General features: G+C 67.0%; 18 protein-coding genes. 3 read left to right on the top strand and 15 right to left on the bottom strand.

Annotated features, from left to right (window positions below; genetic code table 11):
- The first annotated feature begins 7 nt into the window (after positions 1-7).
- Positions 8-3,889, top strand: a complete 3,882-nt coding sequence (hrpA, locus tag BJP62_RS17680) for an ATP-dependent RNA helicase HrpA (protein ID WP_070525298.1) — start codon at positions 8-10, stop codon at positions 3,887-3,889.
- 169 nt (positions 3,890-4,058) lie between these two features.
- Positions 4,059-4,778: a hypothetical protein gene (locus BJP62_RS17675; RefSeq protein ID WP_070525296.1), complete on the top strand. Its 720-nt coding sequence runs from the start codon at positions 4,059-4,061 to the stop codon at positions 4,776-4,778.
- An 85-nt stretch (positions 4,779-4,863) separates the two neighbouring features.
- On the opposite strand, the gene BJP62_RS17670 is transcribed toward BJP62_RS17675, so the two are convergent.
- The 13 genes from BJP62_RS17670 to BJP62_RS17610 all read right to left on the bottom strand — a co-directional run bounded on the left by BJP62_RS17670 (position 4,864) and on the right by BJP62_RS17610 (position 21,038).
- The gene (locus tag BJP62_RS17670; RefSeq protein WP_070525295.1) at positions 4,864-6,657 is read right to left on the bottom strand and encodes a diguanylate cyclase; all 1,794 of its coding nucleotides are present in this window, start codon (positions 6,655-6,657) and stop codon (positions 4,864-4,866) included.
- A 342-nt stretch (positions 6,658-6,999) separates the two neighbouring features.
- On the bottom strand, positions 7,000-7,407 hold the full coding sequence (locus tag BJP62_RS17665) for a YkgJ family cysteine cluster protein (protein ID WP_236943630.1): 408 nt from the start codon (positions 7,405-7,407) through the stop codon (positions 7,000-7,002).
- A 20-nt stretch (positions 7,408-7,427) separates the two neighbouring features.
- Positions 7,428-8,576, bottom strand: a complete 1,149-nt coding sequence (locus tag BJP62_RS17660) for a TIGR03364 family FAD-dependent oxidoreductase (RefSeq protein WP_083301010.1) — start codon at positions 8,574-8,576, stop codon at positions 7,428-7,430.
- Complete coding sequence (gene phnX, locus BJP62_RS17655; protein ID WP_070532029.1) at positions 8,573-9,406, bottom strand: phosphonoacetaldehyde hydrolase; 834 nt, start codon at positions 9,404-9,406, stop codon at positions 8,573-8,575. The genes BJP62_RS17660 and phnX overlap by 4 nt, the downstream gene beginning before the upstream one ends.
- Positions 9,407-9,535: 129 nt before the next feature.
- Positions 9,536-10,636 (bottom strand): 2-aminoethylphosphonate--pyruvate transaminase, encoded by a 1,101-nt coding sequence (locus BJP62_RS17650; RefSeq protein WP_070532027.1) that lies wholly within the window; start codon positions 10,634-10,636, stop codon positions 9,536-9,538.
- An 85-nt stretch (positions 10,637-10,721) separates the two neighbouring features.
- On the bottom strand, positions 10,722-12,404 hold the full coding sequence (locus BJP62_RS17645; RefSeq protein WP_070532024.1) for a putative 2-aminoethylphosphonate ABC transporter permease subunit: 1,683 nt from the start codon (positions 12,402-12,404) through the stop codon (positions 10,722-10,724).
- A complete protein-coding gene (locus BJP62_RS17640; protein WP_070532022.1) occupies positions 12,401-13,531 on the bottom strand; it encodes a putative 2-aminoethylphosphonate ABC transporter ATP-binding protein in 1,131 nt (376 codons plus the stop codon). Before BJP62_RS17640 ends, BJP62_RS17645 begins: the two co-directional genes overlap by 4 nt.
- Complete coding sequence (locus BJP62_RS17635; protein ID WP_070532019.1) at positions 13,528-14,094, bottom strand: phosphonate degradation HD-domain oxygenase; 567 nt, start codon at positions 14,092-14,094, stop codon at positions 13,528-13,530. The genes BJP62_RS17640 and BJP62_RS17635 overlap by 4 nt, the downstream gene beginning before the upstream one ends.
- 137 nt (positions 14,095-14,231) lie before the next feature.
- A complete protein-coding gene (locus BJP62_RS17630; RefSeq protein ID WP_070532017.1) occupies positions 14,232-15,248 on the bottom strand; it encodes a putative 2-aminoethylphosphonate ABC transporter substrate-binding protein in 1,017 nt (338 codons plus the stop codon).
- Between the two features lie 129 nt (positions 15,249-15,377).
- Positions 15,378-17,483 (bottom strand): bifunctional diguanylate cyclase/phosphodiesterase, encoded by a 2,106-nt coding sequence (locus BJP62_RS17625; RefSeq protein WP_168163856.1) that lies wholly within the window; start codon positions 17,481-17,483, stop codon positions 15,378-15,380.
- A 68-nt stretch (positions 17,484-17,551) separates the two neighbouring features.
- Complete coding sequence (locus BJP62_RS17620) at positions 17,552-19,345, bottom strand: M61 family metallopeptidase (RefSeq protein WP_070532010.1); 1,794 nt, start codon at positions 19,343-19,345, stop codon at positions 17,552-17,554.
- A gap of 20 nt (positions 19,346-19,365) precedes the next feature.
- On the bottom strand, positions 19,366-20,622 hold the full coding sequence (locus tag BJP62_RS17615; protein WP_070532008.1) for a diguanylate cyclase: 1,257 nt from the start codon (positions 20,620-20,622) through the stop codon (positions 19,366-19,368).
- Positions 20,623-20,627: 5 nt separating this feature from the next.
- Positions 20,628-21,038, bottom strand: a complete 411-nt coding sequence (locus BJP62_RS17610; RefSeq protein WP_070532005.1) for an RNA-binding S4 domain-containing protein — start codon at positions 21,036-21,038, stop codon at positions 20,628-20,630.
- Between the two features lie 173 nt (positions 21,039-21,211).
- On the opposite strand from BJP62_RS17610, the gene BJP62_RS17605 reads away from it, so the two are divergent.
- Positions 21,212-21,958: an SDR family NAD(P)-dependent oxidoreductase gene (locus tag BJP62_RS17605; RefSeq protein ID WP_070532002.1), complete on the top strand. Its 747-nt coding sequence runs from the start codon at positions 21,212-21,214 to the stop codon at positions 21,956-21,958.
- A 191-nt stretch (positions 21,959-22,149) separates the two neighbouring features.
- On the opposite strand, the gene BJP62_RS19100 is transcribed toward BJP62_RS17605, so the two are convergent.
- Together BJP62_RS19100 and typA are read right to left on the bottom strand one after the other, a co-directional pair.
- The gene (locus tag BJP62_RS19100) at positions 22,150-23,568 is read right to left on the bottom strand and encodes a polysaccharide lyase (protein ID WP_236943629.1); all 1,419 of its coding nucleotides are present in this window, start codon (positions 23,566-23,568) and stop codon (positions 22,150-22,152) included.
- 182 nt (positions 23,569-23,750) lie between these two features.
- The gene (typA, locus tag BJP62_RS17595; protein WP_070531997.1) at positions 23,751-25,565 is read right to left on the bottom strand and encodes a translational GTPase TypA; all 1,815 of its coding nucleotides are present in this window, start codon (positions 25,563-25,565) and stop codon (positions 23,751-23,753) included.
- Between the last annotated feature and the right edge of the window lie 75 nt (positions 25,566-25,640).

Raw genomic sequence — 25,640 nt, 5'->3', positions numbered from 1 at the left:
CGCAGCAATGAACGCCACGTCCACTCTTTCCGATCTCCTGAGCCGCGTACCGGCGCGCGAACACGCGGCGCTGGCAAGAAAGCTCGCCACGCTCGAAACCCGTCGTGCCGCCGGCAAACCGGTTGACCGGCTCGAGACCGAACTGGGTCAGGAACTGAACCACGCAGCCGCCAAGACCGAACGGCGCCGGCAGAACCTGCCAGTCCCGAGCTTCGACGAATCGCTGCCGGTCAACCAGCGGCGCGACGAAATCCGCGCGGCCATCGCGGCGAATCAGGTTGTCATCGTCTGCGGCGAAACGGGCTCGGGCAAAACGACGCAGTTGCCGAAGATCTGTCTCGAACTGGGTCGCGGCATCAACGGCCTAATCGGTCATACGCAGCCAAGGCGCCTCGCCGCGCGGTCGGTCGCCAGCCGGATTGCGCAGGAGCTCAAGAGCGAACTCGGCGCCATCGTCGGCTTCAAGGTCCGCTTCACCGAGAAATCCGGTGGCGACAGTTACATCAAGCTGATGACCGACGGCATCCTGCTCGCCGAAACGCTGTCCGACCGCGACCTGACCGCCTACGACACGATCATCGTCGACGAGGCGCACGAACGCAGCCTCAACATCGACTTCCTGCTCGGCTACCTGAAGCAGCTGCTGCCGCGCCGGCCCGACCTCAAGGTCATCGTCACCTCGGCGACGATCGACGCCGAGCGCTTTTCGCAGCATTTCGACGGCGCGCCGGTACTCGAAGTCTCGGGCCGCACCTATCCGGTCGAAGTCCGCTACGCGCCGCTGGAAAGCCGCGACGAGGACGACGCCGAGATCGAGATGGAGGAAGCGATCGTTGCCGAGGTCGAGCACCTGTGGCGGCATGACGGCGCCGGCGACGTGCTGGTCTTCCTGCCCGGCGAGCGCGAAATCCGCGAAACCGCCGAGGCCTTCCGCAAGGCCAAGCTCCGCAATGCCGAAGTGATTCCTCTGTTCGCACGGCTCAGCAACGAAGACCAGCAGCGCATCTTCCGCCCCGGCAACGGCCGCCGCGTCGTGCTCGCGACCAATGTCGCCGAAACCTCGCTGACCGTTCCCGGCATCCGCTACGTGATCGACTCGGGACTGGCACGGATCAACCGCTACAGCCCGCGCGCCAAGGTCGAGCAGTTGCTGGTCGAAAAGATCTCGCAGGCATCGGGCAGGCAGCGTGCCGGCCGTTGCGGCCGCGTCTCCTCGGGCATTTGCGTACGGCTTTATTCGGAAGAAGACTTCAATCTGCGCCCGGCCTTCACCGACCCCGAGATCATCCGTTCGAGTCTGGCCGGCGTCATCCTGCGCATGGCCGCGCTCAGGCTCGGCAAGGTCGACGCCTTCCCCTTCCTCGAAGCGCCGTCGGGCCGGCTGGTTGCCGACGGTTACCAGCAGCTACACGAGCTCGGTGCCGTCGACGACCTCGACGAGCTGACCCCGGTCGGCAAGCAGCTTGCGCGGCTGCCGGTCGACCCGCGACTGGCGCGGATGCTGCTTGCCGGCCATGAACAGCAATGCCTGTCCGAGATCCTGATCATCGCCTCGGGCCTGTCGGTGCAGGACCCGCGCGACCGGCCGTTCGACGCCCGCGACGCCGCCGACCGCGCGCAGGCAAAGTTCGTCGACGAGAAGTCCGACTTCCTCACCTATCTGAACCTGTGGGCCTTCTTCGAAAAGGCCGTCGCCGAGAAGACATCGAACCGCCAGCTCGTCGAGGTGTGCCACACGCATTTCCTGTCGCACATCCGGCTGCGCGAGTGGCGTGACCTGTACCGGCAACTGGCCGACATCGTCGACGACCTCGGCTGGCGCCGGAACGAGACCACCGGCACCTTCGAGCAGATCCACAAGGCGCTAATCACCGGCCTCTTGGGCAATATCGGTTTCAAGCAGCCCGACCGCGACGAATACCTCGGCGCACGCGACATCAAGTTCAACATCTTCCCGGGATCGGGGCTGAAAAAGGCGCGGCCGAAGTGGATCGTCGCCGGCGAACTGGTCGAAACGACCAGGCTGTACGCGCGCGGTGTTGCAGCGATCGAATCCGAGTGGATCGAAAAACTCGCGACCCACCTGACCAAGAAGCAGTACTTCGATCCGCACTGGGAGAAGAACGGTGCACAGGTGATCGCCAGCGAGCGCGTCACGCTGTACGGCCTGCCCATCGTCAACCGCCGCCGCGTCCACTACGGCCGCATCAATCCGGTCGAGGCGCGCGAGATCTTCATCCGCGAGGCGCTGGTCCGTTTCAACTACCAGACCAAGGCCAAGTTCTTCGACCACAACCTCGAACTCTTGCTCGAGATCGAGGAGCTCGAACACAAGGCACGCCGGCAGGACGTGCTGGTCGACGAGAACGCGCTGTATGCGTTCTTCGACGAGCGCGTGCCGGCGGACGTCGTCAACGGCGCCAGCTTCGAGGCCTGGCTGAAAAAGGCCGAACGCGAACAGCCGCAGCTCTTGTACCTGAGCCGCGAGTTCCTGATGAGCCACACCGCCGACGCGGTGACCGAGGAGCAGTTCCCGGTGTTCTTCAAGCTGGCCGAGGCCAGGCTGCCGCTCGCCTACCGCTTCGAGCTCGGCCACGCGCTCGACGGCGTCACGCTCACCCTTCCGCTGCACCAGCTCAACCGCGTCAACCACGCGGTGTTCGACTGGCTGGTGCCGGGCATGCTGCGCGAGAAGGTCACGCTGCTGGTCAAGTCGCTGCCCAAGGCGATCCGCCGCGTCTGCGTGCCGGTGCCCGAGTTCGCGACCAGGATGCTGACCGAACTCGACAAGGCCGACCGCGAGGCGCCGCTGCTGCCGCAACTGGCGCACGCCGTCACTCGCGGTACCGGGCTGACCGTGAGCGCCGAGGATTTCGACCCCGGCGTGCTGCCGCCCCACCTGTTGATGAACTTCCGCGTCGTCGACGACGCCGGCCAGGAGCTGGCAGCGGGCCGCGACCTGATCGCGATCCGCGCCCAGCTCGGCGAAGCGGCGCAACTGACGTTCCGCGACGAGGCCGACGATGCCGGTATCGAGAAATCCGGCATCGTGAAGTGGGACTTCGGCGACCTGCCCGAACAGCTCACCTTCAAGCGCCACGGCCGCAAGCTGACCGGCTACCCGGCGCTGGTGCCCGATGACGACAGTTGCGCGATCCGGCTGTTCGATACCGCCCACGCCGCAGCCGGGGCACACCGGCAAGGCGTGGTGCAGTTGCTGCGTTTCGAGCTCAAGGAACACGTGAAGCAGCTCGAGAAATCCGTACCCAACTTCCAGCAGCACGCCATTGCGCTGCGCGGCACACAGAATGCCGACCAGTTGATGGCGGACATCGTCGCGGCGATCTGCGACCGCGCCTTCGTCGGCGACGACGAAGCGCCGCGCAGCAAGAAGGACTTCGACAACCAGAAATCGCGCGCCAAGGTACGGCTGCCGAGCGTGCGCGATGCCGTGGTCCGCACGCTCGCGGCGGTCGTCGCCGAATACGTGCCGGTGGTGATGGCGGCGAACAGGTCGGGCAATCTTGCCCACGCGCTGAACCAGCAGCTCGGCACGCTGGTCTACCAGGGCTTTCTGGCCGCGACGCCGTGGGAGCAGTTGCCGCGGCTGCCGCTGTACCTGAAGGCGATCCGCATCCGGCTCGAGAAGCGCGTCGCGAACCCGCAACGCGACGGCCAGCGCAACGCCGAGATCACCGAGCTGTGGCAGCGCTGGGAATCCGAGCTCGATCGTTGGCAGCGCGAAGGTCGCGATACCGCGCCGCTGCTGCCGTTCCGGTGGATGATCGAGGAGCTGCGCATCTCGCTGTTCGCGCAGGAGCTCAAGACGCCGTACCCGGTATCGCTGAAGCGGCTGAACAAGAGCTGGGACGAGATCACCCGCCGATGACCGGTCTCCCCCGGATCTGCTGCGCAACCCGATTGCTGCGTCGGTCTTTCACCCGACCCTCGCTGCGCCGCGAAGCAAGTCCCCTTGCGAGATACGGTGCGTATCATCTCGGGTTTGGTTCAAAGCCCTCCTTGCTCTCGGGCTGCTCGCGACGATTCGGGATGTCAGCTTGAAACCGCATCTCGACCTGCGGGGTGCGCTGCAGGACGTGAGGCCCGAAGCGGACGAGCGTCGGACCGCGCTGATCGCCGGCGCGGTCAACCGGCTCGGCGAGGCGCTGCTGAACCGGCTGCTCGTCGAGTACCGGCACGTCTGGGTGCTGACGAGCAAGCCGCTGCTCAGCAGCACGTCGCGCTGCGGTGAAGTGCTGCTGGCCGGCGAACCGCTCGATCACGCCGGGCTAGCCGCCGCGCGGCTGCCGCGGGTCGACGACGTCTACTGCCATGTCGGCGAACGCGGCCTTGCCAACCAGCGCGATGCCGGCATCCATGCAATCGGCCCCGGCGACATCGTTGCGCTGGCGCACGCCGCCGCACAGGCCGGCGCGCGGCGCTTCTGCCTGATCGAAGCGATGGCACCCGGCGCGCAGATGATGCGGCACGTTCCGCTTGCCGCCGGCGAGACCGGCCGCCAGCTGGCGCTGCTGTCGTTCGAGCACGTCGCCCATGTCCATCCGACGGTGTTCAGGACGCCGCCGGCCGGCCAGGGCTGGCTGGCCCGGTTCAAGTCGGCCTACCTCGCGCAGTTCGCCTACATGCTGCCGCAATCGGTCACACCGCTGACCAGCCCGCGCATCGCCGAAGCGTGCACGCGGATCATGCGGCGGCCGGCGACCGGCCATCAGGCCTTCGACGTTCGCGACCTGCGGGACGCACTCGAACAAGGTTGAGTGCGGCGATCGGAATCCGGTTTGACGGCGAAGACGCACCGACAGCCGATACGCCATACCGCCGGCAGCGGTTTCGGCCGCCGCCCTAGGCCAGGCACCAGCCGTCGCGCCCCCCCGCCTTGGCGCGGTACATCGCCTGGTCGGCCAGGCGGATCAGCGTGCCGATATCGGCCGTGTCGCCGGCCGGCACCGCAATGCCGATACTGGCGCTGACCCCGATGTCGATGCCGAGCGAGTGGTGGATGACGCGGACCGCGTCGTTGATCTGGACCGCGATCCGCTCGGCATCGTCCGGCTCGCCGACGTTCTCGAGCAGGATCACGAATTCGTCGCCGCCGAGACGGGCGACGGTGTCGCTGGCGCGGACCTGCTGGCGCAGCGCCAGCGCAATCGCCTTGAGCAGCGCATCGCCGACATCGTGGCCGTAGCAATCGTTCACCGCCTTGAAGCCGTCGATGTCGATCAGCAGTAAGGCCAGCCTTGCCCCGTTTCGGCCGGCACGCGCCAGCGCCGTCTTCAGCCGGTCGTGCAGCAGTAACCGGTTCGGCAGCCCGGTCAGCGGATCGTGATGCGCCAGCCGGGTCAGCTGTGCCTCGCTCAGCGCCAGCCTGGCGTTGGCGTCGGTCAGTGCCTGCGTGCGCTCGGCGACCTTGGCTTCGAGCGCCTGCTCGCTCTCGCGCGACGCATGCAGCGCCATCTCGCGCGTCGCAAGCGTCTCGGCCTGCGCCGCCTCGGCCTGGCGGCGCGACACCTGGATGCGGTCGGCGAGGGCGAACGACAGCAGCAGCATTTCCAGCGCCGAGCCGATCTGCATCGTATGGCTGGTCAGCGCATTGGTCGGCAGCCACGCGAGGTTGCGCATGGCCATCATGCCGACGCCGGCGAGCAGCAGCGTCCATGCAAGCAGGAAGTAGCGCGCACCGGGCTGGCGGCGCAGCAGGCACAGCACGCCGATGACCACCGCCAGCAGCGAGAACGATGCCCCGAGCAGCGAGGTCACGACGGCCGCCCACTGGTAAGGCAGCACCGCCGGCGCGAGTGCGGCGAGGCCGAATCCGGTCATCAGCACGACGATCAGCCGGTCGGCCCTCGGTGCCACCGTGGCGGTATCGAGGAACATCCGCGTGAACAGCGCGCCGAAGAAACCGGTGGCGGCAAAACCGCTGGGCAGCGCGACATTGCCCCAGGCCAGCCACTGCGGCCACAGGTACTGGTTGCCCAGACCGTTGAGCGACAGCTGCCCGACCGCCATGCTCGCTGCGAACGCGACATAGACGAGATAGACCCGCTCGCGCAGCGAGAAATACAGCAGCAGGTTGTAGAGCGCCAGCGCCAGCAGCATGCCGTAGTACAGCGCCAGCAGCGCGTATTCGTCGCGACTGTGTGCGTGGAAGGCGGCCGGTTGCCAGAGCCGCAGCGGCACGGTGAGGTTGCCTTCGGACACGACGCGCAGGTAGACCGTCGATTCGCCGGCCGGCAGCGACAATGGCACCACGAAGTGCCGGTACGGCAGCGGCCGCTGTGCGAACGGCAGCTTGTCGCCGAACTGCGCGGTGGCACCCGGCGCGTAGACGGTGATGTGGTCGAGCGACGAATAGCCGATCTCGAGCAGCCAGTCCGCCGGCGCCATGCCGCGCTGCACGGTCAGCTTCAGCCAGTAGGTGCTGTGCGAGTAGCCGAAGTTGGGATCGCTGTGCGATGGCGGCAGCGGGCGGAATCCGTCTGCCTTGCGGACGTCGTCTATCGTCAGCGCCCTGCCGGCGTCCTCGAGATAGCCGACTGCCGGCGCCGCGTCGTACATCGTCGCCCGGGCGTCGAGGACCAGCGCCGAGTGTGCCTTCGCGGCAAGGCAGAGCAGCAGAAGTATCAGCAGCCGCATCGGGCTTTCCTTGGAAGCTGTTTACGATTTTTTCGCGGCCGCGCCGAGCCGGAAAAAACACCGCCACAAGGCGTGCGACGCGGGCAATAACGGCTTATTGGCAAGAAGCACAACGCAGTGATACGTTTTTTCCCGGCTCGCTCCACCGGCTTCCGGGCAGTGCCGGCGGCGGACCGCGCTGCAAACCGCTTGCGGTACTCGTACCGCGGCGCGGTTCACGCCCTGCCCCCGGCACGGCCCGAAACGTAGCCGTGAAAAGATCGTAAACAGGTGCTTGCCATGCAATCGGCATGATTTTCGCAGATTATGCCGCAGCGTGTGACCGGCAATGCATCCGGCCGATCAGCCTGCGACGGCCAGCGCCGGCAGCCCGTGCCGCGCCCGCGCGTCATTGCAGCGCTCGTCACCCTCGGAAAACTCGTGGCAGGTGCTCGATCGCCGCGCATAGATGCCGCAGCCGACCGATACGCCGACCTCGCCCTGCAGCGCAATGCAGTGCACCGGCGCGGTTTCGGTGCCGCGCATCGCCACCCGCCACGGATTGATCGGCGTCGTCAGCTCGGCCGGCACCGTGCCACCCGGGCAGGCGTCGGTTTCGCCCCAGTAGAACGAGACGCGGAAGCTGGCGCAGCAAGCGCCGCAGGACTGGCAGGCTGAGGACATCGCACGGATACCGGAATGCGGTGCACCCTGCACCGCGGCGGCGATCATAGCCAGCCGGCGCCAGAGCGGATGTTGCGATCTGTACAAGCCGCATCCGTGTTGTGCGTTTACGCCAGTGTCGCACCGAGCACCCGCTCGGCCAGCCCGAACGACACGCTCATGCCGATGCCGCAGGTGATCGCCACCGCGGTGACGCCCGGCGCCGCCTGCCTGACGAGGTAGCCGCCCGGGCCGCTGGCGTAGACGCCCTGCCAGCGTTCGAGCACCGTCAGCCGACGCCCGAGCAGCGATTCGGCCAGCTCCAACAGGCGCTGGTCGATCGCCTCGGCGTTGAACGGCCCGACCGACTCGCCGTAGCGGTGCGAATCGCCGATCAGCAGCTCGCCCGACTCGCCGACCTGCTGGACGATCAGATGGATGCCCTCGGCCAGCCAGACCGGATCGGTGGCGTCGAGCTGGCGGCGCAGCGCGGCCAGCGACTCGAGCCCGGCGAACGAGCCGTAGCGCAGGGTCGACATCCCGGTCATCAGCGCCGGGCCGAGCGTGATGCCGGGGTTGGCAACCCGGAGCATCTGCAGCGCGCAACGCTGCAGCGGCGGCTCGGCGTAGGCGTCGGGGAAGAGCGTCTGGAAATCGTGGCCGGCGCAGATGATGGCCTGTTCGGCCTGCCAGATGCCACGGCTCGTCGTCACGTTCGGCAATTCGATCGCGTTGACCTGCGTACCGAAAACGAACTCGACGCCGTGCACTTCGGCCAGCCAAGCGACGAGACGCGGCAAGGCAACGCGCGATTCGAACGCGATCTCGTCGCCGCTGTAGAGCGCGCCGGTCACGTTGTCGAAAGGCACGCCGAACGCGCCGACCTCGGCCGGACTGATGAGCCGCGTGCCGTAGCTGTCGCCACGCAGCGCCTGGAACTCGTCGAGCACCGCCTGCTCGACCGGATTGCGTGCCACCGTCACGCTGCCCTGCGCCTTGTGCCAGCAACCGGCCTTCAGCAGCACGTCGAGCCAGATCTCGCGGCTGGCCTGCGCCAGCTCGCGCATTTCGCCCTGCGTCTGGCCGAGCACGAGGCCGAGGCCGAAGTTGCGCACCGATGCGCCGAGCGGCTGGCTGTCGCGCTCGAACACCGTCACCTTGTGGCCGCGTCTGGCCGCCGCCAGCGCGTGTGCCAGCCCGACGATGCCGGCCCCGACGATGGCGATGTCGCACCGTTTGGCCGCACTCACGGCCGCTTGCCGCGCGGTCTGATTCACGGCCGCTCCCCGCGCGCGAGGCGCGCATCGATCTCGGCGATGACCGCCGGCAGGTCTGCAATGCTGTCGATGACGAAATGCGCGCCGGCGGCGTCGAGCTTCGCCTCGGCCGGCGCGCGGCGCGCGGCCTGTTCGGGCGGGCTTAGCGCCGCCCATTCCTCGTAGCTCAGGCCGACTTCGTTGCCCGACGCCGACAGCCCGACGGTCCACATCCCGGCCGCCAGCCCCTCGGCGATGCCGGGCACGGTGTCGTCGACCTTGACGCAGGCGGCAACGTCGCTGATGCCTAGGCGGATGACGTTCTCGAGCGCCATCCATGGCCCCGGACGCCCGCCGGCGGCCAGGTCGTCGGTGGCGATCGTGCAGTCGGGCGCATAGCCGCGATCAAGCGCGATCGGCAGCAGCGCGTCCATCACCACGCGCGGATAGCCCGAGCACGAGCCGATTTTGATGCCCTGCGCCCGCAGCGCCGCAATCGCGTCGAGCGCACCGGGGATCAGCTGCGAATACTGGCCGACCCGCGCAACCTGCAGCGGCATGAAGGCCTCGTAGACGGCATCGACGTCGCCATTGCTCATGCCGCGGCCGTACTTCGCATGCCAGCGCGCAGCGATCTGCGGCATGTCGCCGAGCGCGCGGATGTGGTCCCACTTGGCGAGGCCCATCGGCACGCGGGCCTCGGCCATGTCGATGTCGACGCCGAAGCCGCCGAATGCGTCGAGCAGCACCTGCGTCGGCGCGAACGAGCCGAAGTCGACGACGGTGCCGGCCCAGTCGAAAATTACGGCTTGCAATTGGCCGGCGTAGCGGCGGGTGTAGCGGTAGTTCATAGGTATGCTCCTGGTAATACGGAGCGACCGGAAAAGCCCCGCTGGCAAGGCGTGCGAAGCGCAGACAGTACAAGCAAGTACGGCAAGCGAGCACAACGATGCCAGCGGGGCTTTGCCGGCCGCGACAAGTCAGTGGGTCCAGCCGAGTTCGGCGAGTGCATCGGCAATCGCGGCAACCGCCTGGCCGATCTCGGCGCCGTCGATCGCGCCGATGCAGCCGACGCGGAAGGTTTCGACCGCGGTGAGCTTGCCCGGGTAGAGCACGAAGCCGCGTGCGCGCACCGCCTCGTAAAAGCGCTTGAAGTCGTAGTCGGGATGGTTCGGCGCGTGGAAGGTGACGATGATCGGCGCCTGCAGCGACGGCTCGAGGAACAGCCTGAGCCCGATCCGCGCCAGCCCCGAGATCAGCCTGCGGCAGTTGGCGGCATAGCGCACCAGCCGGGCCGACTGGCCGCCCTCTTGCCGGTACTGGTCGAGCGCGGCGGCCAACGCCGCGACGACGTGGGTCGGCGGCGTGAAGCGCCACTGGCCGGTTTTCTGCAGGTAGAGGTACTGGTCGACGAGGTCCATCGCCAGCGAATGGCTGTTGCCGCTCGACGCCAGCAGCGCATCGCGCCGGGCGATGACGAAACCGACGCCGGGCACGCCCTCGAGGCATTTGTTGCCCGACGCGATCAACGCATCGAAGCGGATCTCGCGCGCGTCGACCGGCAGCGCACCGAAGCTGCTCATCGCGTCGACGATCAGGCTGCGCCCGGCGCGCTCGACCACGGCGGCGATCTCGGCCAGCGGGTTGAGGATGCCGGTGCTGGTTTCGCAATGGATGACGCCGACGTGGCTGATCGCCGGGTCGGCGGCGAGCCTGGCGGCCAGCTCGGCCGGATCGGGCGGCGTGTCGTCGGCCGTTTCGCAGACCGCGACCCGCCGGCCGATCACTTCGGCGATCCGTGCCATCCGCCGGCCGTAGGCGCCGTTGACGAGCACGAGGATCTTGCCGCCCCTGGGCACCAGGTTGCCGATCGCGGCCTCGACCGCAAAGGTGCCCGATCCCTGCAGCGGCACGCAGACGTGGGTCTCGGCGGCGTGGGCAATGTCGACCAGCGCCGTGCAGACCTGCGCCGTCAGCGCGTTGAACGCGCCATCCCACGATCCCCAGTCGGTCAGCATCGCGGTCTTGGTCGCCAGACTCGTCGTCAGCGGCCCCGGCGTGAGCAGAATGGCATCTCTCATTGGGCTTCCCTCATCATCATCCCTCAGTCATCTAGACGAATTTTTCGTTACTTAAAAACCGGGGCAGCGCCCCGGCACGATCGAATCAGCGTTGCCGCCACGCCTGCGTCCTGCGGCCCAGCCACCACGCGGCAAGGCTGAACAGCAGGCAGACGAGCGCCGATGCGGCAACGATCAGCGTCGCCATCGCCGCCGCCGCTGCGGTGTCGCCGGCGTCGTCCATGTTCAGCACCGCAACCGAGGCAAGCACCGTGTCGGGCGTGTAGAGGAAGATCACCGCCGACACCGTGCACATCGCCGACACGAAGTAAAAGCGCGCAATGTCGAGCATCGCCGGCAGGCAGACCGGCAGGGTCACGCGCCACAAGGTCGTCCAGAACGGCACCTTGAGCGATGCGGCGACGGCCTCGAACTCGTCATCGAGCTGCTTGAGCGCGGTGGTCGCGGTCAGGTGGGCCGTGGTGTAGAAGTGGGCGACCGAACAGAGCACCAGCACCGTCATCGAGCCGTAGAGGAAGTGCAGCGGGTTGGCCGGATCGTTGAAGAAAAAGATGTAGCCGAGACCGAGCACCAGCCCCGGCACCGCCATCGGCAGTATGGCGAAGGCCTTGAGCAGTTGCCGCGCGACCGGCGCCGCGCGGCTCTTCTCGGCCAGATAGGCGCCGCCGAACACCGCGACCGTGCCGCAGACCGCCGTGGCCAGCGCCAGCCTGACGCTGTTGTAGAACGCCGCCCAGCCGCCACCGTCCATATTGTCGAAGTCGAAGTGGGCCAGCGTCGGCATCAGCTTGTACGGCCACATCCTGATGAAGGCCGCGGCGACCGCGGTGGCGAGGATGGCCAGCAGCGCGCCGCCGATCACCGTGCACGTCAGCGTGCTCAGTGCGTCGACCCAGGCCTTCGGCCTGATCACCAGCGGCTGCGCCCTGGCCGTCAGCAGCGCGCGCTGGCGCTTCTGCAGCGCCCGGTCGATCACGAAACTCAGCACCGCCGGCAACAGCAGCAGCACGCCGATCACCGCGCCCTTGGGGAAGTTCTGCTGGCCGATCACCTGCTTGTACGCCTCGACCGCGAGCACGTTGTACTGGCCGCCGATGACCTTCGGCGCACCGAAGTCGACGATCACCAGCGTGAACACGACCAGCGCCGACGAGATCAGCCCGTAGCGCGCCGCCGGCAAGGTCACGGTCAGGAAGCGCCGGACCCGGCCCGCGCCGAGCGCCGTCGCCGCCTCGTACAGCCGCGCATCGGCAACCGACAGCGCCGTGACCAGAATCATCAGCGCATGCGGAAACGTGAAGAAGACCTCGGCGATGACGATGCCCCAGAAGCCGTAGATGCCGCCATCGGGAAACCACGCCTTCAGCAGCCCCTGGTTGCCGAACAGGTAGACGAGCGCGATGCCGGGCAGCAGCGACGGCGCCAGCAGCGGAATCAGCGCCAGGCCGCGGAACAGCGGCTTGGCCGGCATGCAGGTCCGGGTCAGCGCCGCGGCAAACACATAGGCCAGCGGCAGTACGATCGCGGTCGTCGCCAGCGACACCGCCAGGCTGTTCGACACCGCGTCCCAGAAGCGCTCTCCGCCGGCGATCGCGGCAAACTGCGCCAGTCCGGCGAAGCGGCCGTCGTCGCCGGTCAGCGCCTTGCCGAGGATGGCCGCCAGCGGCAGCGCCAGGCTGACCACCAGCGCGGACACCAGCAGCCAGAGCAGGCCGGCCGCGAGGAGCTGACTGCGATCGCTGGCGAGCCGTGTGCGCAGCGCGATCATGCGCCCTCCTCCGCCGATGCAAATGCGCGCAGGCGCGCTGGCGGCAGCGACAGCGGCACCATCCGGTCGAGCGACAGGTTCAGGTGTTCGAACTCGCCGCGGCCGACGTCGGCGACAAGCTGCAGGCCGCCCCAGCCCGGCACCGACAATGCCACCCGGTAAAAGCCGCCGAGGAGCTCGATCTTGCGCACATGCGCCAGCGCGGTATTGGTGACCTGCGTTCCGGCCGGCCCCCAGTTCGCATGCAGCTGCACGTCCTCGGGGCGGATGAACAGCGTCAGCGGATGGCCTTCCGGCCTTGGCGGCGTCACGGTCGCGGCCAGCAGCAGATCACCCAGCCTCGCCATCCCGATGCCGGCCGAACTCGCGTCGATCCAGTTCGACTGGCCGACGAACCCGGCGACGAAGCGGCTCGCCGGCCGGGCGTAGATCTCCTCCGGGGTGCCGATCTGCTCGATCACGCCATGGTTCATCACCACGACGCGGTCGGCCATCGTCAGCGCCTCCTCCTGATCGTGCGTCACCATGATCGTCGTCACGCCAAGCCGTTGCTGCAGCGACTTGATCTCGCGGCGCAGGTGCTCGCGCACGCGGGCGTCGAGCGCCGACAGCGGCTCGTCGAGCAGCAGCAGCGACGGGCTGGTCGCCAGCGCCCGGGCCAGCGCGACACGCTGCTGCTGGCCGCCCGAGAGCTGGGCCGGGTATCTGGCGTCGATGCCGGGCAGGCCGATCTGCGCCAGCAGCTCCGTGACACGCCGCGCCTTGTCCTCGCGCCGCCCCTTGAGGCCGTAGGCGATGTTCTGCGCGACGGTCAGGTTGGGAAACAGCGCGTAGCTCTGGAACACGATGCCGTAGTCGCGCTGCGAAGCCGGCAGTCGCGTCACGTCGCGCTCGGCGTCGCCAGCGGACATGAACAGCGCACCGTCGCTGGCCGCCTCGAGGCCGGCGATGATGCGCAGCAAGGTCGTCTTGCCGCAGCCGGACGGGCCGAGCAGGCAGAGGAACTCGCCCTTCTTCACCGACAGCGACACGCCGTCGAGCGCAGTGAATGCGCCGAAATGCTTGGCGACGCGCTCGACGCGCAAGGCATCGACCGCGGTGCCTGCCTGTTGCCAGTCGCGGTTCATTGCGCTTCTCCTGCAACAACGCGCGCGGCGCGGCGGGCAATGGCGAGGTAATGCGCGAGCCCCGGCGTCGTCTTGCCGACGACCTTGGCCTCGTCGTCCCAGCGGCGCAGCGCGACCGCCGCCACGGCATGCGGATTGCGCGCGAAACGCCCGGCCTCGGCCGCGCCCATCACGCCGCCCTGCAGCGCCAGTGACAGCCGCGACGCATCCGACAGCCCGGCCAGATAGCCCGGCTCGGCCGCGCACAGATAGCGCTTGGCCGACACGTGCAGGGCGATCGGCGCAAGCACATCCTCGCCGAACAGCTTGCGCAGCGCGGCGATGCCGGTCTGCTCGTGGCGGTCGTCGATGCCCTTGGCAAGGTCGTCGTCATCCTGTCCGGCCACCAGATGACCGACGTCGTGCAGCAGCGCCGCGGTGATCAGCGATGCGGACGCACCGTCGCGCTCGGCGCATTCGGCGCTCTGCAGCGCGTGTTCAAGCTGGCTGATCGCCTCGCCGCCATAGCGCGAAGCGCCTGCGCCGGCCAGTAACTCCTCCAGCGCCATCCAGTCCAGAGTCATCGTGTATCCATCCCGTTTTGACATGGCGCCAATCTAGACGGCTTGTGTTACGCACCCATGACGTCTAGACGACTTTTCGCACCAGGCCGCAAATGCAAACAGCCCCGCGGCTGCGGGGCTGTCTGACGGGGGCAGGCTTATTTCTTCGGTTCGGACTTGGCGTCGTAGCGCTTGGTCCACTCGGCGAGGATCTTGTCTCGGTTGAGCGCCGACCACTTGAGATCCTGCTTGATCAGCAGCTGTTCGTAGTTGGCCGGGATGTGCGCATTCGGCTTGGCGATACCCGGCATCGCGACGATGGCGAAATTCTTCTCGTACAGCTCGTTGGCCGAGCGCGACGCCGACCAGTCGGCGAGCTTCTTCGCCGCATCGGCGTTCTTGGTCCCCTTCATGATCGCCGTGGCTTCGACGTCCCAGCCCAGACCTTCCTTCGGGAACACGAGGTCGATCGGCGCCCCGCCTTCCTTGAGCTTGGCCGCACGGTACTCGAACGAAATGCCGATCGGGAACTCGCCCGCGGCCGCCTGCTTGCACGGCTTGGAGCCCGAATGCGTGTACTGGGCGATGTTGTCGTGCAGCTTGTCCATGTACGCCCAGCCTTCCTTCTCGCCGAACACCTTGAGCCAGGCCGACACGTCGAAGTAGCCGGTACCGCTCGACGCCGGGTTCGGCATCACGATCCTGCCCTTGTACTCGGGGCGGGTCAGGTCGCGCCAGCTTTCCGGCTTCTTCAGCCCCAGCTTGGCGGCTTCGACGGTGTTGAAGCAGATCGCCGCCCCCCACACGTCCATGCCGACCCACGACGGCGGGCTGGCCGGATCGACATAGGCCTTCGACAGCTTCTCGACGCCCTTGGGCGCGTACGCCTGCAGCATGCCTTCCTTCTCGAGCACCAGCAGCGACGACGCGGCAACGCCCATCACCACGTCGGCCTGCGGATTGGCCTTTTCGGCCAGCAGCTTGGCGGTGATGATGCCGGTCGAATCGCGCACCCACTTGAGCTTGATGCCGGGGTTCTCTTCCTCGAACTTCTGCTGGTAGGCCTTGAGCTGGTCGGCTTCCAGCGCGGTGTAGACGGTGAGCGTGGTATCGGCGAAGGCGGTGCCGGCCAGTGCGCAGGCAAGACCGAATGCGATACGGTTGACGAGTTTCATGACTGCGGTCCTTGTGCGGTCCAGAGGGGGAAATCGCAGCGGATTCTAGGCAGCGTGTATTACCAGGTTGTGACGTCTAGACCTATCCGGCCGGCACGATCATCGCCGCTCGCGCCGTGGCAATCGTGCTCACGACGCCAGCAGCGGCGCCATGTTCGGCGGCGTGGACGGCAGCTCGAATCCCAGCGTCATCCAGTGGCGCAGTTCATCGGCCGGCATCGGCCTGGCGATCAGATAGCCTTGCGCGGCATCGCAGCCCATCACCGCCAGCGCCTGCCAGATCGCCGCGGTTTCGACCCCCTCGGCGACGACCTCGAGCCCGAGGATGTGGCCGAGTTCGATGATCGAGCGCACGATCGATACATTCTCGAAATTGTGGCCGAGCCGCTCGATGAAGGTCCGGTCGATCTTGAGCTCGTGGACCGGCATCTGCGCCAGATAGCCGAACGACGAGTAACCGTTGCCGAAATCGTCGATCGACAGCAGCACGCCGAGCTGGCGCAGCCGGTCGAGGTTGCGCAGCAACTGCTGCGGCCGGTGCATCATGCCGGTTTCGGTGATTTCGAGGCACAGTTGCGAGGGCGGCACATCGTGTCGCTGCAGCGTGTTGTCGATGAAGGTCACGAAGGTGTCGTCCTCGACGTCGCCGGTGCTGACGTTGACCGAAACGCACAGCATCAGCCCGCCTTCGCGCCAGCGTGCCAGCTGGCCGACCACTTCGTTGACAACCCAGTGCGTGATCGCGTGCAGCCGGCCGGTCTGTTCGGCGAACGGGATGAACTCGTCCGGCGCGATCCAGCCGCGCTCCGGGTGCGCCCAGCGGATCAGCGCTTCGGCCTTGTCGACGCTGCCGTCGCCCAGCCTGGCCTTGGGCTGGTAGTGGACGCGGAACTGTCCGTCCTCGATCGCTTCGCGCAGGTCGGCGAGCAGCACCGTCCGGTTGCGCCGCTGCACCTGCGTTTCCGGACAATAGATCGCATAGGCCGTGTGGTCTCGCTTGGCCAGATACATCGCCATTTCGGCATGGCGCAGCAGCAGTTCGGCCGTCTCGCCGTGTTCCGGGTAGACCGCGACGCCGATGCCGACGCCGAGGTCCAGCCGCTGCCCGCCGACCATCACCGGATCGAGCAAGGCTGCGTCGAGCCGGGCGAGCAGGCTCGGCAGCGCGTCGATCCGGGTGCGCGGGAACAGCAGCGCGAACTCGTCGCCAGGCAGACGCGCGCACAGTTCGCCCTGCTGCTGCATCAGCCCGGACAGGCGACGCGCCAGCGCGACCAGCATCGCATCGCCGGCCGGATAGCCGAGGTAGTCGTTGACATAGCGGAACTGGTTGATGTCGAGCAGCAGCAGCACGAACGGCGCATCGTCGCTGGCCATGCCCGACTGCATCAGTTCGAGCAGCCTGGTCCGGTTCGGCAGGCCGGTCAGCCTGTCCTCGAAAGCCTGCCGCAGCATCAGCCGTTCCCGCTCGGCCACCGCCTCGCTCATCGCATTGAAGTTGCGGGCCAGTTCGCCCAGCTCGCCGCCCCCTTCCTGCCCCAGCCGGACACCGTAATCGCCTTCGCGCATCCGCCGTACCGCGGCCAGCGTTGCGCTGATCGGTCTGGCGATCCGCCACGCGAGCAGGCTGGAAATCAGCATGCCGACCATGAAAACGGTCATGCCGACCCAGATGGCCTGCCACAGCGCCCGCACCAGTGCCGCATCGAATGCAGCGGCATCCTCGGTCGCGGCGATCACATAGCGGCTGCCGGCAGCAGGGCCAGGCTGCAGCAGCGTCCGCACGCGCTCGCCGGCGACCTCCCGCTCGATCGTCCGGGCCGCGGTCAGCGCCTGCCGCAGCGTGTCACGCCCGGGGTCGTGCGATTGGCCGTCGATCACGGCTCCAGCTGCGAGCTTCGGCGCGTCGCCCTCAAAGAGGTAGACCGAGATCGACCCCAGTCCGAGCAACCGGCAGTAACGCGAAAAGGCCGATTGCCATTGCTGCGGATCGGAAACGATGTCTGCACCGGTCAGCGCGTCGCGCAGCATCGGCCCCGCGGGCAGCAACTGCTCGGCGGCGGCGACGGCGGCACGCAGGCGACCGTCAGTTTCGGCGCGGGCCGCCGCCGCCTTGAGCGCGTAGGCGTAGGCCCCGCCCGCAACGGCCACAAGCAGTGTGAGCAGCAGGAAAACCAGCAGCATCCGGGCACGGATGCCATAAAACCCGCCGGGACCGGATCGGGGCAAGCGCATGCTGTCGTCCATATCGAATCGTCAAGACCAATCTATACGACAGCATGGTAACTTACCAGAAGCTTAAATCAATCCAGAATCCAGCCGGCGCACAAGGTATTGGCCGCGTCGTCGCGCAGCTTCAGCCCCCAGGTATCGGCGGCGGCCGGCTTCAGCTGCAGCGTCCGCTCGATCAGTTCGTCACGGCGGAATGCATGCACGTGCAGCCTGCTGCCATGTTGGTAGCCGGCCAGCACGCCGTCCAGGCTGCCCAGCCGGATGCCGTCGATCGCGATCAGCACATCGCCGGCCGACAGCCCGGCCGCATGCGCGGCGCCCCCCTCGAAGACCTGGGTAAGCTTGACACCGGCGGCATCGGCACCGATGCGGGCACCGATGCTCACGCCGGGGACCAGCTTGCCGTCGTGCCAGCCGCCCTTGTCGCCGCCGCCGAGCGGCACCCGGCGCTGCACGTCGACACCGAAACCGGCCAGCAACTCGGCGACCGGCAGATCGGCGGTCGAGCGGATCGCCATCTCGAAGAAGGCCGCGAGATCCACCCCGGCCACCTCGCCGGCAACGCGCTCCCACTCGTCCTCGCCGACGCCGCGGCCGTCGCGGTCGAAGTCCTTGCCGAAGCGCTGCCAGAGCGCGCGCATCACGTCGTCGAGGCTCTTTTCTCCACCGGTCTTCTGACGGATGGTCAGGTCGAGGCACAGCGCGGCCAGCGCGCCCTTGGTGTAGTAGCTGACCAGCGCGTTCGGGCTGTTTTCGTCCTGCCGGTAGTACTTGACCCAGGCGTCGAGGCTGGCGTCGGCCAGCGTCTGCCGCTGCCGCCCCGGCGTGCGTTCGACGCCGGTCAGCGTCTGCGCCAGCAGGTCGAGGTATTGCTGCGGCGTGATGATGCCGGCGCGCCGCAGCATCAGGTCGTCGTAGTACGAGGTGATGCCCTCGAACGCCCACAGCAGCCGCGTGTACGCTTCGCGGTCGAGCGGGTACGGCGCGTAGGCGGCCGGCTTGATCCTCTTCACGTTCCAGCTGTGGAAATACTCGTGGCTGCACAGCCCGAGGTACTGGATGTAGCCGGTCTTGCGATCGGTTTCGTGCGCCAGCGGCAGATCGTTGCGCGCGGTGATCAGCGCCGTCGATGCGCGGTGCTCGAGCCCGCCGTAGCCGTCGCCGGTCGCGACCGTCATGAACAGGTAGCGGTCGAACGGCGCCGGCTCGCCGAACAGGCGGATCTGCGCCTCGCAGATCTTTTTCAGGTCTTTCTTCAGCCGCTTGAAATCGGTCCGGTGCCGGCCGGCGATGACGATCTCGTGCGGGACGCCGCAGGCCTTGAAGCTGTCGTCGTCGAAGGTGCCGAGCTCGACCGGGTGGTCGATCAGCTCGTCGTAGTTGCGCGCCCGGTAGCGGCCGAAGCCGCCGTCCTTGAGCTTGACCGCCGGCAGCGTTGTCGCAACGCGCCAGCCGGCGTTTCCTTTCGGCGCGACGATCTCGACCTCGCACGGCAGACCCTCGTGGCCGGCGGCGGCGAGAAAGACACTGGTGCCGTTGAAGAAGCCGCGCGTATCGTCGAGCCAGGCGCCGCGCACCGACAGGTCGAACGCGTAGACGCGATACTCGATCACCAGCGGCCCGGCGGCCGGCGCGGCCTGCCAGCGGTGCTTGTCGAGCTTGCTCAGCGTGACCGGCTTGCCGCCGGCGCGGGCGGCGATGTCGGTGATGTTGCGGGCGAACTCGCGGATCAGGTAGCTGCCGGGTATCCACACCGGCAGCCAGACGACCTGGCCGTCGGTCGCCGGCTCGGCAATCGTCAGCGTCACGTCGAAGTAGTGGCCGGCGAGGTCGGCCGGGCGGATGCGGTAGTGCAGTGCGGACATGTTCTTCCTCTCGTGTTGTCCTAGCGCGCCAGACCGACCTGATTGCGGCCGGCCGCCTTGGCCTGGTAGAGCGCGGCATCGGCGGATTCGATCAGTTGTTCGGCGTGCATGCCGTTGCCGAGCTGGGCAACGCCGGCACTGAACGAAATCGTCAACGGCTCGCCGCTGCCGCTCGTCTGGCACAGATCGCCGAAGCGCTGCCGCAGCTCGTCGACCTGTTGCGCGGCGCGCAGCAGCGAGGTGTCCGGAAACACGATCGAGAACTCCTCGCCGCCGTAGCGGCCGACCAGATCCGCACCGGGAAAAGCCTGCCGCAACAGCCGTGCCAGGCTCTTGATCACCCGGTCGCCGACGGCATGGCCGTAGCGGTCGTTGACCGACTTGAAATGGTCGATGTCGATCATCGCGAATGCCAGCGGGCGCACGGTCTCGTGCGCGCGGGCGACCTCCTGCAGCAGCCGCTCGATCAGGTGGGTATGGTTGAGCAGCCGGGTCAGGCTGTCGCGGCTCATCAGCTCGCGCAGTCGCCGGTAACGGTCGACCATCATCGTGACGATGTCGATCAGCTCGTCCGGATCGTTGTTCTTGACCAGGAAATCGTCGCCGCCCATCCGCCTTGCCGACAGCTGGCGGCCGCGTTGCGTCTCGCTCGACAAAAAGACGATGGGGATGCCGTCGAACGCCGGGTTCTGCCGCAGCACCCGTGCCAGCTCGTCGCCGGTACATTCGGGCATGTACATGTCGAGCAGGATCAGCTCGGGCTTTTCCAGCGCGACGAGCTGCGGCACCTTGAGCGGGTTCTTGACGCTGCGCACGCGCATTCCGCCCATGGTCAGCACATTGCTCGCCCAGTGCGTCAGCATCTCCGAATCGTCGACGATCAGCACCCTGGCCGGCTGCGGCGACTGCGCCTCGAGCATCCGGTCGATCTGGTCGATCAGCCGGTGGCTGTCAAACGGCTTGGGCAGGAAATCGGTGGCGCCGGCCCGGGCGAGTTCGATCTGCTCCTGCGCGGCCATCGGCAGCGACAGATAGACCAGCGGGACATCCTGCAGGCGCGCAATCATCGGCAGGACCTGCGGCAGCGCCATGTCGTCGCAACCGGCCTCGTCGACCAGCACCATCAACGGCGCCTTGCCGTGGATGGCGGCGAGCAGCGCGCTGGCGCGGGCAAACGCCTGGCACTCCAGCCCGAAGAGCGACAGCTGCTGGATGACGCTGCCGGCATACGCGGCGTTGCGGCACAGCAGGTAGATCGACGCGGGCGCAGCATCCATGGGCATCATCCTTGCTGCTTGCGCGAGAAATCGTGAAGCTGCCGCCGCCACTTCTTGGTCGGCCGGCCTTTGGAGAGCGGGTGTTCGAACGTCGGCACCAGCGCGCGATCGAGCGACTGTTGCGCCCTTCTCGCCTCGCTCTCGGGCGTTTCGTCGTACAGCGTCCGCGCCACCTCGGCCGGACCGCGGCGGTCCGACAGCTGCGCGACGACGACGTCGAACTCGCCGTGTGCGGTCAGCACGCGCAGACGGTCACCGGCCTTGACGGTTCGCGCCGGCTTGGCGCGGTCGCCGTTCAGGTGCACGTGGCCGGCGTCGATCGCCTCGGTGGCCAGCGAGCGGGTCTTGTAGAAACGGGCGGCCCAGAGCCATTTGTCCAGCCGGACCTTGGCCGCGGCTTCGTCGTGTACGGGCATGATGTCGTGGTATTGGTAGCGTGACCTGAATGGTACTACGCAAGTGCCGGCATCGCCCGGGCGAGCGAACACAACTGCGCCGCTTGAAAATGCCCACGATTGTCTGTTGTCGACATCGCCGTCGCAGCGCACGCTAGGAGCCTGTCCAAGGAGCCGCTTTTCAGGAGAAACCCATGATCGTCGTTGTCACCGGAGCCAGTGCCGGATTCGGCCAGGCCATCGCCCGCCGCTTCGTGGCCGAGGGTCACAAGGTCGTTGCTGCCGGCCGCCGTCTCGAAAGACTCGAGGCGCTCGCCGCCGAGCTCGGCCCGGCGCTGCTGCCCTTGCAGCTCGACGTCACCGACCGTGCGGCGGTCGCCGCCGCATTCGACACGCTGCCCGCCGGCTTCGGCGCAGTCGACGTGCTCGTCAACAACGCCGGGCTTGCGCTCGGGCTCGAGCCGGCACAGCGCGCCGACCTCGACGATTGGGAGCGGATGATCGCCACCAATATCAACGGTCTCGTCTACTGCACGCGCGCCTTGCTGCCAGGCATGGTCGAACGCGGCCGCGGCCATGTCATCAGCATCGGTTCGACCGCCGGCGAGTGGCCCTACCCGGGTGGCAACGTCTACGGCGCGACCAAGGCCTTCGTCCACCAGCTCAGCTACAACCTGCGCGCTGACCTGATCGGTACGCCGGTGCGCGTGACCAATATCGAACCCGGGCTGGCCGGCGGCACCGAATTCTCGAATGTGCGCTTCCACGGCGACGATACCAAGGCCGGCGCGGTGTACCAGAACGTCCAGCCGCTCACGGCCGACGACATTGCCGACACCGTCTACTGGGCCGCCAGCCGGCCGGCACACGTCAACATCAACAACATCCAGCTGATGCCGGTGTGCCAGGCCAACGGGCCGCTGGCCGTGCACCGCGGCTGAGCGCCGCCAGCAAAACCCTGCTGGCGGCGTTGTACTCGCTTGCCGTACTTCCATGTCCTGTTGCGACTGCAGGAAGTCGGGACGCTTCGTCCGCCCTGCCAGCATCGCCTAGCCGAGTTTTGTTTGCGGCTCTACGCGCTAGCCAGAACAACAAACCCGCCGGTGGCGGGTTTGTTGTTCTTGGTACCGGGTCAGAGCCACGGTTCGGTCAGCTCGATCCATTTCTGGCCATTGTCGAGCCGCACCGGCGAGTACACCTGGAAGTAGGCATCGAGCAGGCTGCTGGCGAGCGGATCGACATTGGCGGCCACATAACCGCGAGCCTTGTAGTAGCGGTAGACACCGCTGCCGTCGATCCGGAACACCAGGCTGTTCTGCGCGTAACTCTTGCCGGTCTGCCACTGGCTGTAGCCATTGAGTGGATCGTTGTACGGCGGCGGCGTTTTCAGCGTATCGACCAGCGCCAGCGGACTGGCGGTCGAGACGCGGAAGTCGTCGAAGTAGGCGAACTGGTCGCTGGCCGGCGCCCAGTCGGTGCTCGATCCGCCGAAGAAGGTATCCATCTTGATCGCCGATACGCCGACCGCAGCACCGTTGCGCAGCAACAGCCCGCTTTGCTGCAGCACCAGCTTGCCGTCAATCCACTGGCGGAACTGGCCGTTGGCCTGGCCCGCATCCCCCAGCACGACCTGCTGCGTCAGCGTGTACCAGACACCGGGCTTGAACCGGGTCGCCACCGCGTAATAGTCGCCGCACTCGTCCTTCTTGCCCGGGTAGTACTGGTAGCTGAAGCCGACGCCGTTCTCGCGCCACATCAGCCGGGTGGTGAAGCCGTCGAACGTACCGTTGGCGATGCAGCCGGTCGGAGTATCGCCGCCGCCGAGCCCCGGCAGCTTGCCGCCCTTGACCCAGGTGAAAGCGTTGTCGAAGCGCAGCTTGTACTGCAGCCACAGCTGACCGTAACTGCCGCCGAGCGGTGCATCGAAGGTCATCGCCGAATTGCCGCCGATCTGGCCGGCCTTGTAGGTGACGCGCAGCACCTTGTTGGCCTGGTTGTCCGGATCGCCGACGATGGACAGCCGCCCTGCGGCAACGCCGGTCGATTCGCCCGGTGCAATGCCCCAGTCGGACTGGAACGCCGATGCGCCGTACAGGCCGATCGCACCGTTCTCGAAGGTGTTCTGCAACACCCATACGTCCGGAGCCGGAGCCGGAGCCGGAGCCGGAGCCGGAGCCGGAGCCGGAGCCGGAGTCGGAGTCGGAGTCGGAGTCGGAGTCGGAGTCGGCGATGGTACTGGCGTTGGCGTTGGCGTTGGCGTTGGCGTTGGCGTTGGCGTTGGCGTTGGCGTTGGCGTTGGCGAGGGTGTCGGAGTCGGTGTTGCGCCGCAAGTCCCGCCGACCGACCACAAGGTCGGCGTCGCGGCCGGATTCCAGCCGGTGCCGACATAGGCCGTGTGCGTGCTGCGCGCGGTATACACCGTGCCGCTGTAGACCACGGTATCGCCCGCGGTATAGGTATTGCCCTCGGCCCAGTCACCGCGACAGGCGGCGTGGCCGAGCACGCTCAAGCCCAGAAGCACGGCAAACGCCGCACCATGCATCGTCTTCATCTCTCTGCCTCCCCGGCGTCCGGCGCCTTGTGTGATTGCCGGCCTCAAGACCGGTCGCCGAAAACGATAAGGTTCAGCCTTGCAAGGAACAAGCGGCCGGCGGCAGACGTCGTGATGGATGCGACAGACGGACAAAAAAAAACGGAGCCGCTCGGGCTCCGTTCTCTTCGGGCAAGGCCGAATCAGCCTTCCGACTTGGCCGCACGGCGGCGTTCGTGTTCCTGCAGGTGGCGCTTGCGGATACGAATCGACTTCGGGGTGATTTCGACCAGTTCGTCGTCGTCGATGAACTCGACCGCCGATTCCAGCGACAGCTTGATCGGGGTGGTCAGGCGAACGGCTTCGTCGGTGCCCGAAGCGCGGACGTTGGTCAGCTGCTTGCCCTTGATCGGGTTCACGACCAGATCGTTGTCGCGGCTGTGGATACCGATGATCATGCCTTCGTACAGCTTGTCGCCCGGCGACACGAACATGCGGCCGCGGTCCTCCAGCTTCCACAGCGCGTAGGCCACGGCTTCGCCGTTGTCCTGCGAGATCAGCACGCCGTTGTGGCGACCCGGCATGTCCGGCTTCACCGGTGCGTAGTCGTCGAACACGTGGCTCATCAGGCCGGTGCCGCGGGTCATGGTCATGAAGTCCGACTGGAAGCCGATCAGGCCACGTGCCGGGATATGGTATTCGAGGCGGGTACGACCCTGGCCGTCGGATTCCATATTGGTCAGCTCGCCACGGCGACGGCCGATTTCTTCCATGATGCCGCCCTGGTGTTCGTCTTCCAGGTCGATGGTCAGGTTTTCGTACGGCTCGCACTTCTGGCCGTCGATGTCCTTGTAAACGACGCGCGGCTTGGCCACGGCCATTTCGAAGCCTTCACGGCGCATGTTTTCCAGCAGGATCGTCAGGTGCAGCTCGCCGCGGCCCGAAACGCGGAAGATGTCGGCATCGGCCGTGTCTTCGACGCGCAGCGCGACGTTGGTCAGCAGTTCCTTGGTCAGGCGGTCGCGGATCTGGCGGCTGGTGACGAACTTGCCTTCGGTACCTGCCAGCGGCGAGGTGTTGACCATGAAGTCCATGTTCAGCGTCGGTTCGTCCACGCCGAGGACCGGCAGGCCGATCGGGTTATCCTTGTCGCAGATCGTGACACCGATACCGATGTCGTCCAGACCCGAGATGATGATGATGTCACCGGCTTCGGCGCCTTCGACCGGCACGCGATCCAGCCCCTTGTAACCGAGCACCTGGTTGATACGGCCGGTGGCCACCTGCTCGTCATGGTTCATGACGACGACTTGCTGGCCCGGCTTGATGCGGCCGTTGATGACCTTGCCGACGCCAAGACGGCCGGTATAGGTCGAGTAGTCCAGTGCCGACAGCTGCATTTGCAGCGGCGCATCCGGATCGCCCGGCGGCGTCGGCACGTGCTTGAGCACCACTTCGAACAGCGGACGCATATTGTCCGATTCTTCGGCTAGGTCGAGCTTGGCGAAGCCGTTCAGGCCCGACGCGTAGATGATCGGGAAGTCGAGCTGTTCGTCGGTTGCGCCCAGCTTGTCGAACAGGTCGAACGTCTGGTCGACGACCCAGTCCGGACGCGCGCCCGGACGGTCGACCTTGTTGATCACGACGATCGGCTTCAGACCCAGCGCCAGCGCCTTCTTGGTGACGAAGCGGGTCTGCGGCATCGGGCCTTCAACCGAGTCGACCAGCAGCAGCACGCCGTCGACCATGCCGAGCACGCGCTCGACTTCACCGCCGAAGTCGGCGTGCCCCGGGGTGTCGACGATGTTGATGTGGGTGCCTTCGTAGTCGATGGCGGTGTTCTTGGCCAGAATCGTGATGCCACGTTCCTTTTCAAGATCGTTCGAGTCCATCACGCGCTCGTCAACCTGCTGGTTGTCGCGGAAGGTGCCGGATTGGCGCAGGAGTTGGTCGACCAGGGTGGTTTTGCCGTGGTCGACGTGGGCGATGATGGCGATATTGCGAAGGGCGCGTGTCATGGAATGCTGCGAGGGTTTGGGTAAACCGGGGATTCTACCACGCGATCATGACGATCCGCTTCGGGCACAATCACC

This window comes from Jeongeupia sp. USM3, from assembly GCF_001808185.1.
In the GTDB taxonomy this organism is placed as follows: Bacteria; Pseudomonadota; Gammaproteobacteria; order Burkholderiales; family Chitinibacteraceae; genus Jeongeupia.
Note: the sequence above shows the minus strand (reverse complement) of the source record. Positions and strands in the feature narration are given on the sequence as shown.

Bases quoted from the DNA above. Each gene is read 5' to 3' on its own strand.
- hrpA (WP_070525298.1), top strand. From the start codon at position 8: ATGAACGCCACGTCCACTCTTTCCGATCTCCTGAGCCGCGTACCGGCG.
- BJP62_RS17670 (WP_070525295.1), bottom strand. From the start codon at position 6,657: ATGCGGCTGCTGATACTTCTGCTGCTCTGCCTTGCCGCGAAGGCACAC.
- phnX (WP_070532029.1), bottom strand. From the start codon at position 9,406: ATGAACTACCGCTACACCCGCCGCTACGCCGGCCAATTGCAAGCCGTA.
- BJP62_RS17650 (WP_070532027.1), bottom strand. From the start codon at position 10,636: ATGAGAGATGCCATTCTGCTCACGCCGGGGCCGCTGACGACGAGTCTG.
- BJP62_RS17645 (WP_070532024.1), bottom strand. From the start codon at position 12,404: ATGATCGCGCTGCGCACACGGCTCGCCAGCGATCGCAGTCAGCTCCTC.
- BJP62_RS17640 (WP_070532022.1), bottom strand. From the start codon at position 13,531: ATGAACCGCGACTGGCAACAGGCAGGCACCGCGGTCGATGCCTTGCGC.
- BJP62_RS17635 (WP_070532019.1), bottom strand. From the start codon at position 14,094: ATGACTCTGGACTGGATGGCGCTGGAGGAGTTACTGGCCGGCGCAGGC.
- BJP62_RS17630 (WP_070532017.1), bottom strand. From the start codon at position 15,248: ATGAAACTCGTCAACCGTATCGCATTCGGTCTTGCCTGCGCACTGGCC.
- BJP62_RS17625 (WP_168163856.1), bottom strand. From the start codon at position 17,483: ATGCGCTTGCCCCGATCCGGTCCCGGCGGGTTTTATGGCATCCGTGCC.
- BJP62_RS17620 (WP_070532010.1), bottom strand. From the start codon at position 19,345: ATGTCCGCACTGCACTACCGCATCCGCCCGGCCGACCTCGCCGGCCAC.
- BJP62_RS17615 (WP_070532008.1), bottom strand. From the start codon at position 20,622: ATGGATGCTGCGCCCGCGTCGATCTACCTGCTGTGCCGCAACGCCGCG.
- BJP62_RS17610 (WP_070532005.1), bottom strand. From the start codon at position 21,038: ATGCCCGTACACGACGAAGCCGCGGCCAAGGTCCGGCTGGACAAATGG.
- BJP62_RS17605 (WP_070532002.1), top strand. From the start codon at position 21,212: ATGATCGTCGTTGTCACCGGAGCCAGTGCCGGATTCGGCCAGGCCATC.
- BJP62_RS19100 (WP_236943629.1), bottom strand. From the start codon at position 23,568: ATGAAGACGATGCATGGTGCGGCGTTTGCCGTGCTTCTGGGCTTGAGC.
- typA (WP_070531997.1), bottom strand. From the start codon at position 25,565: ATGACACGCGCCCTTCGCAATATCGCCATCATCGCCCACGTCGACCAC.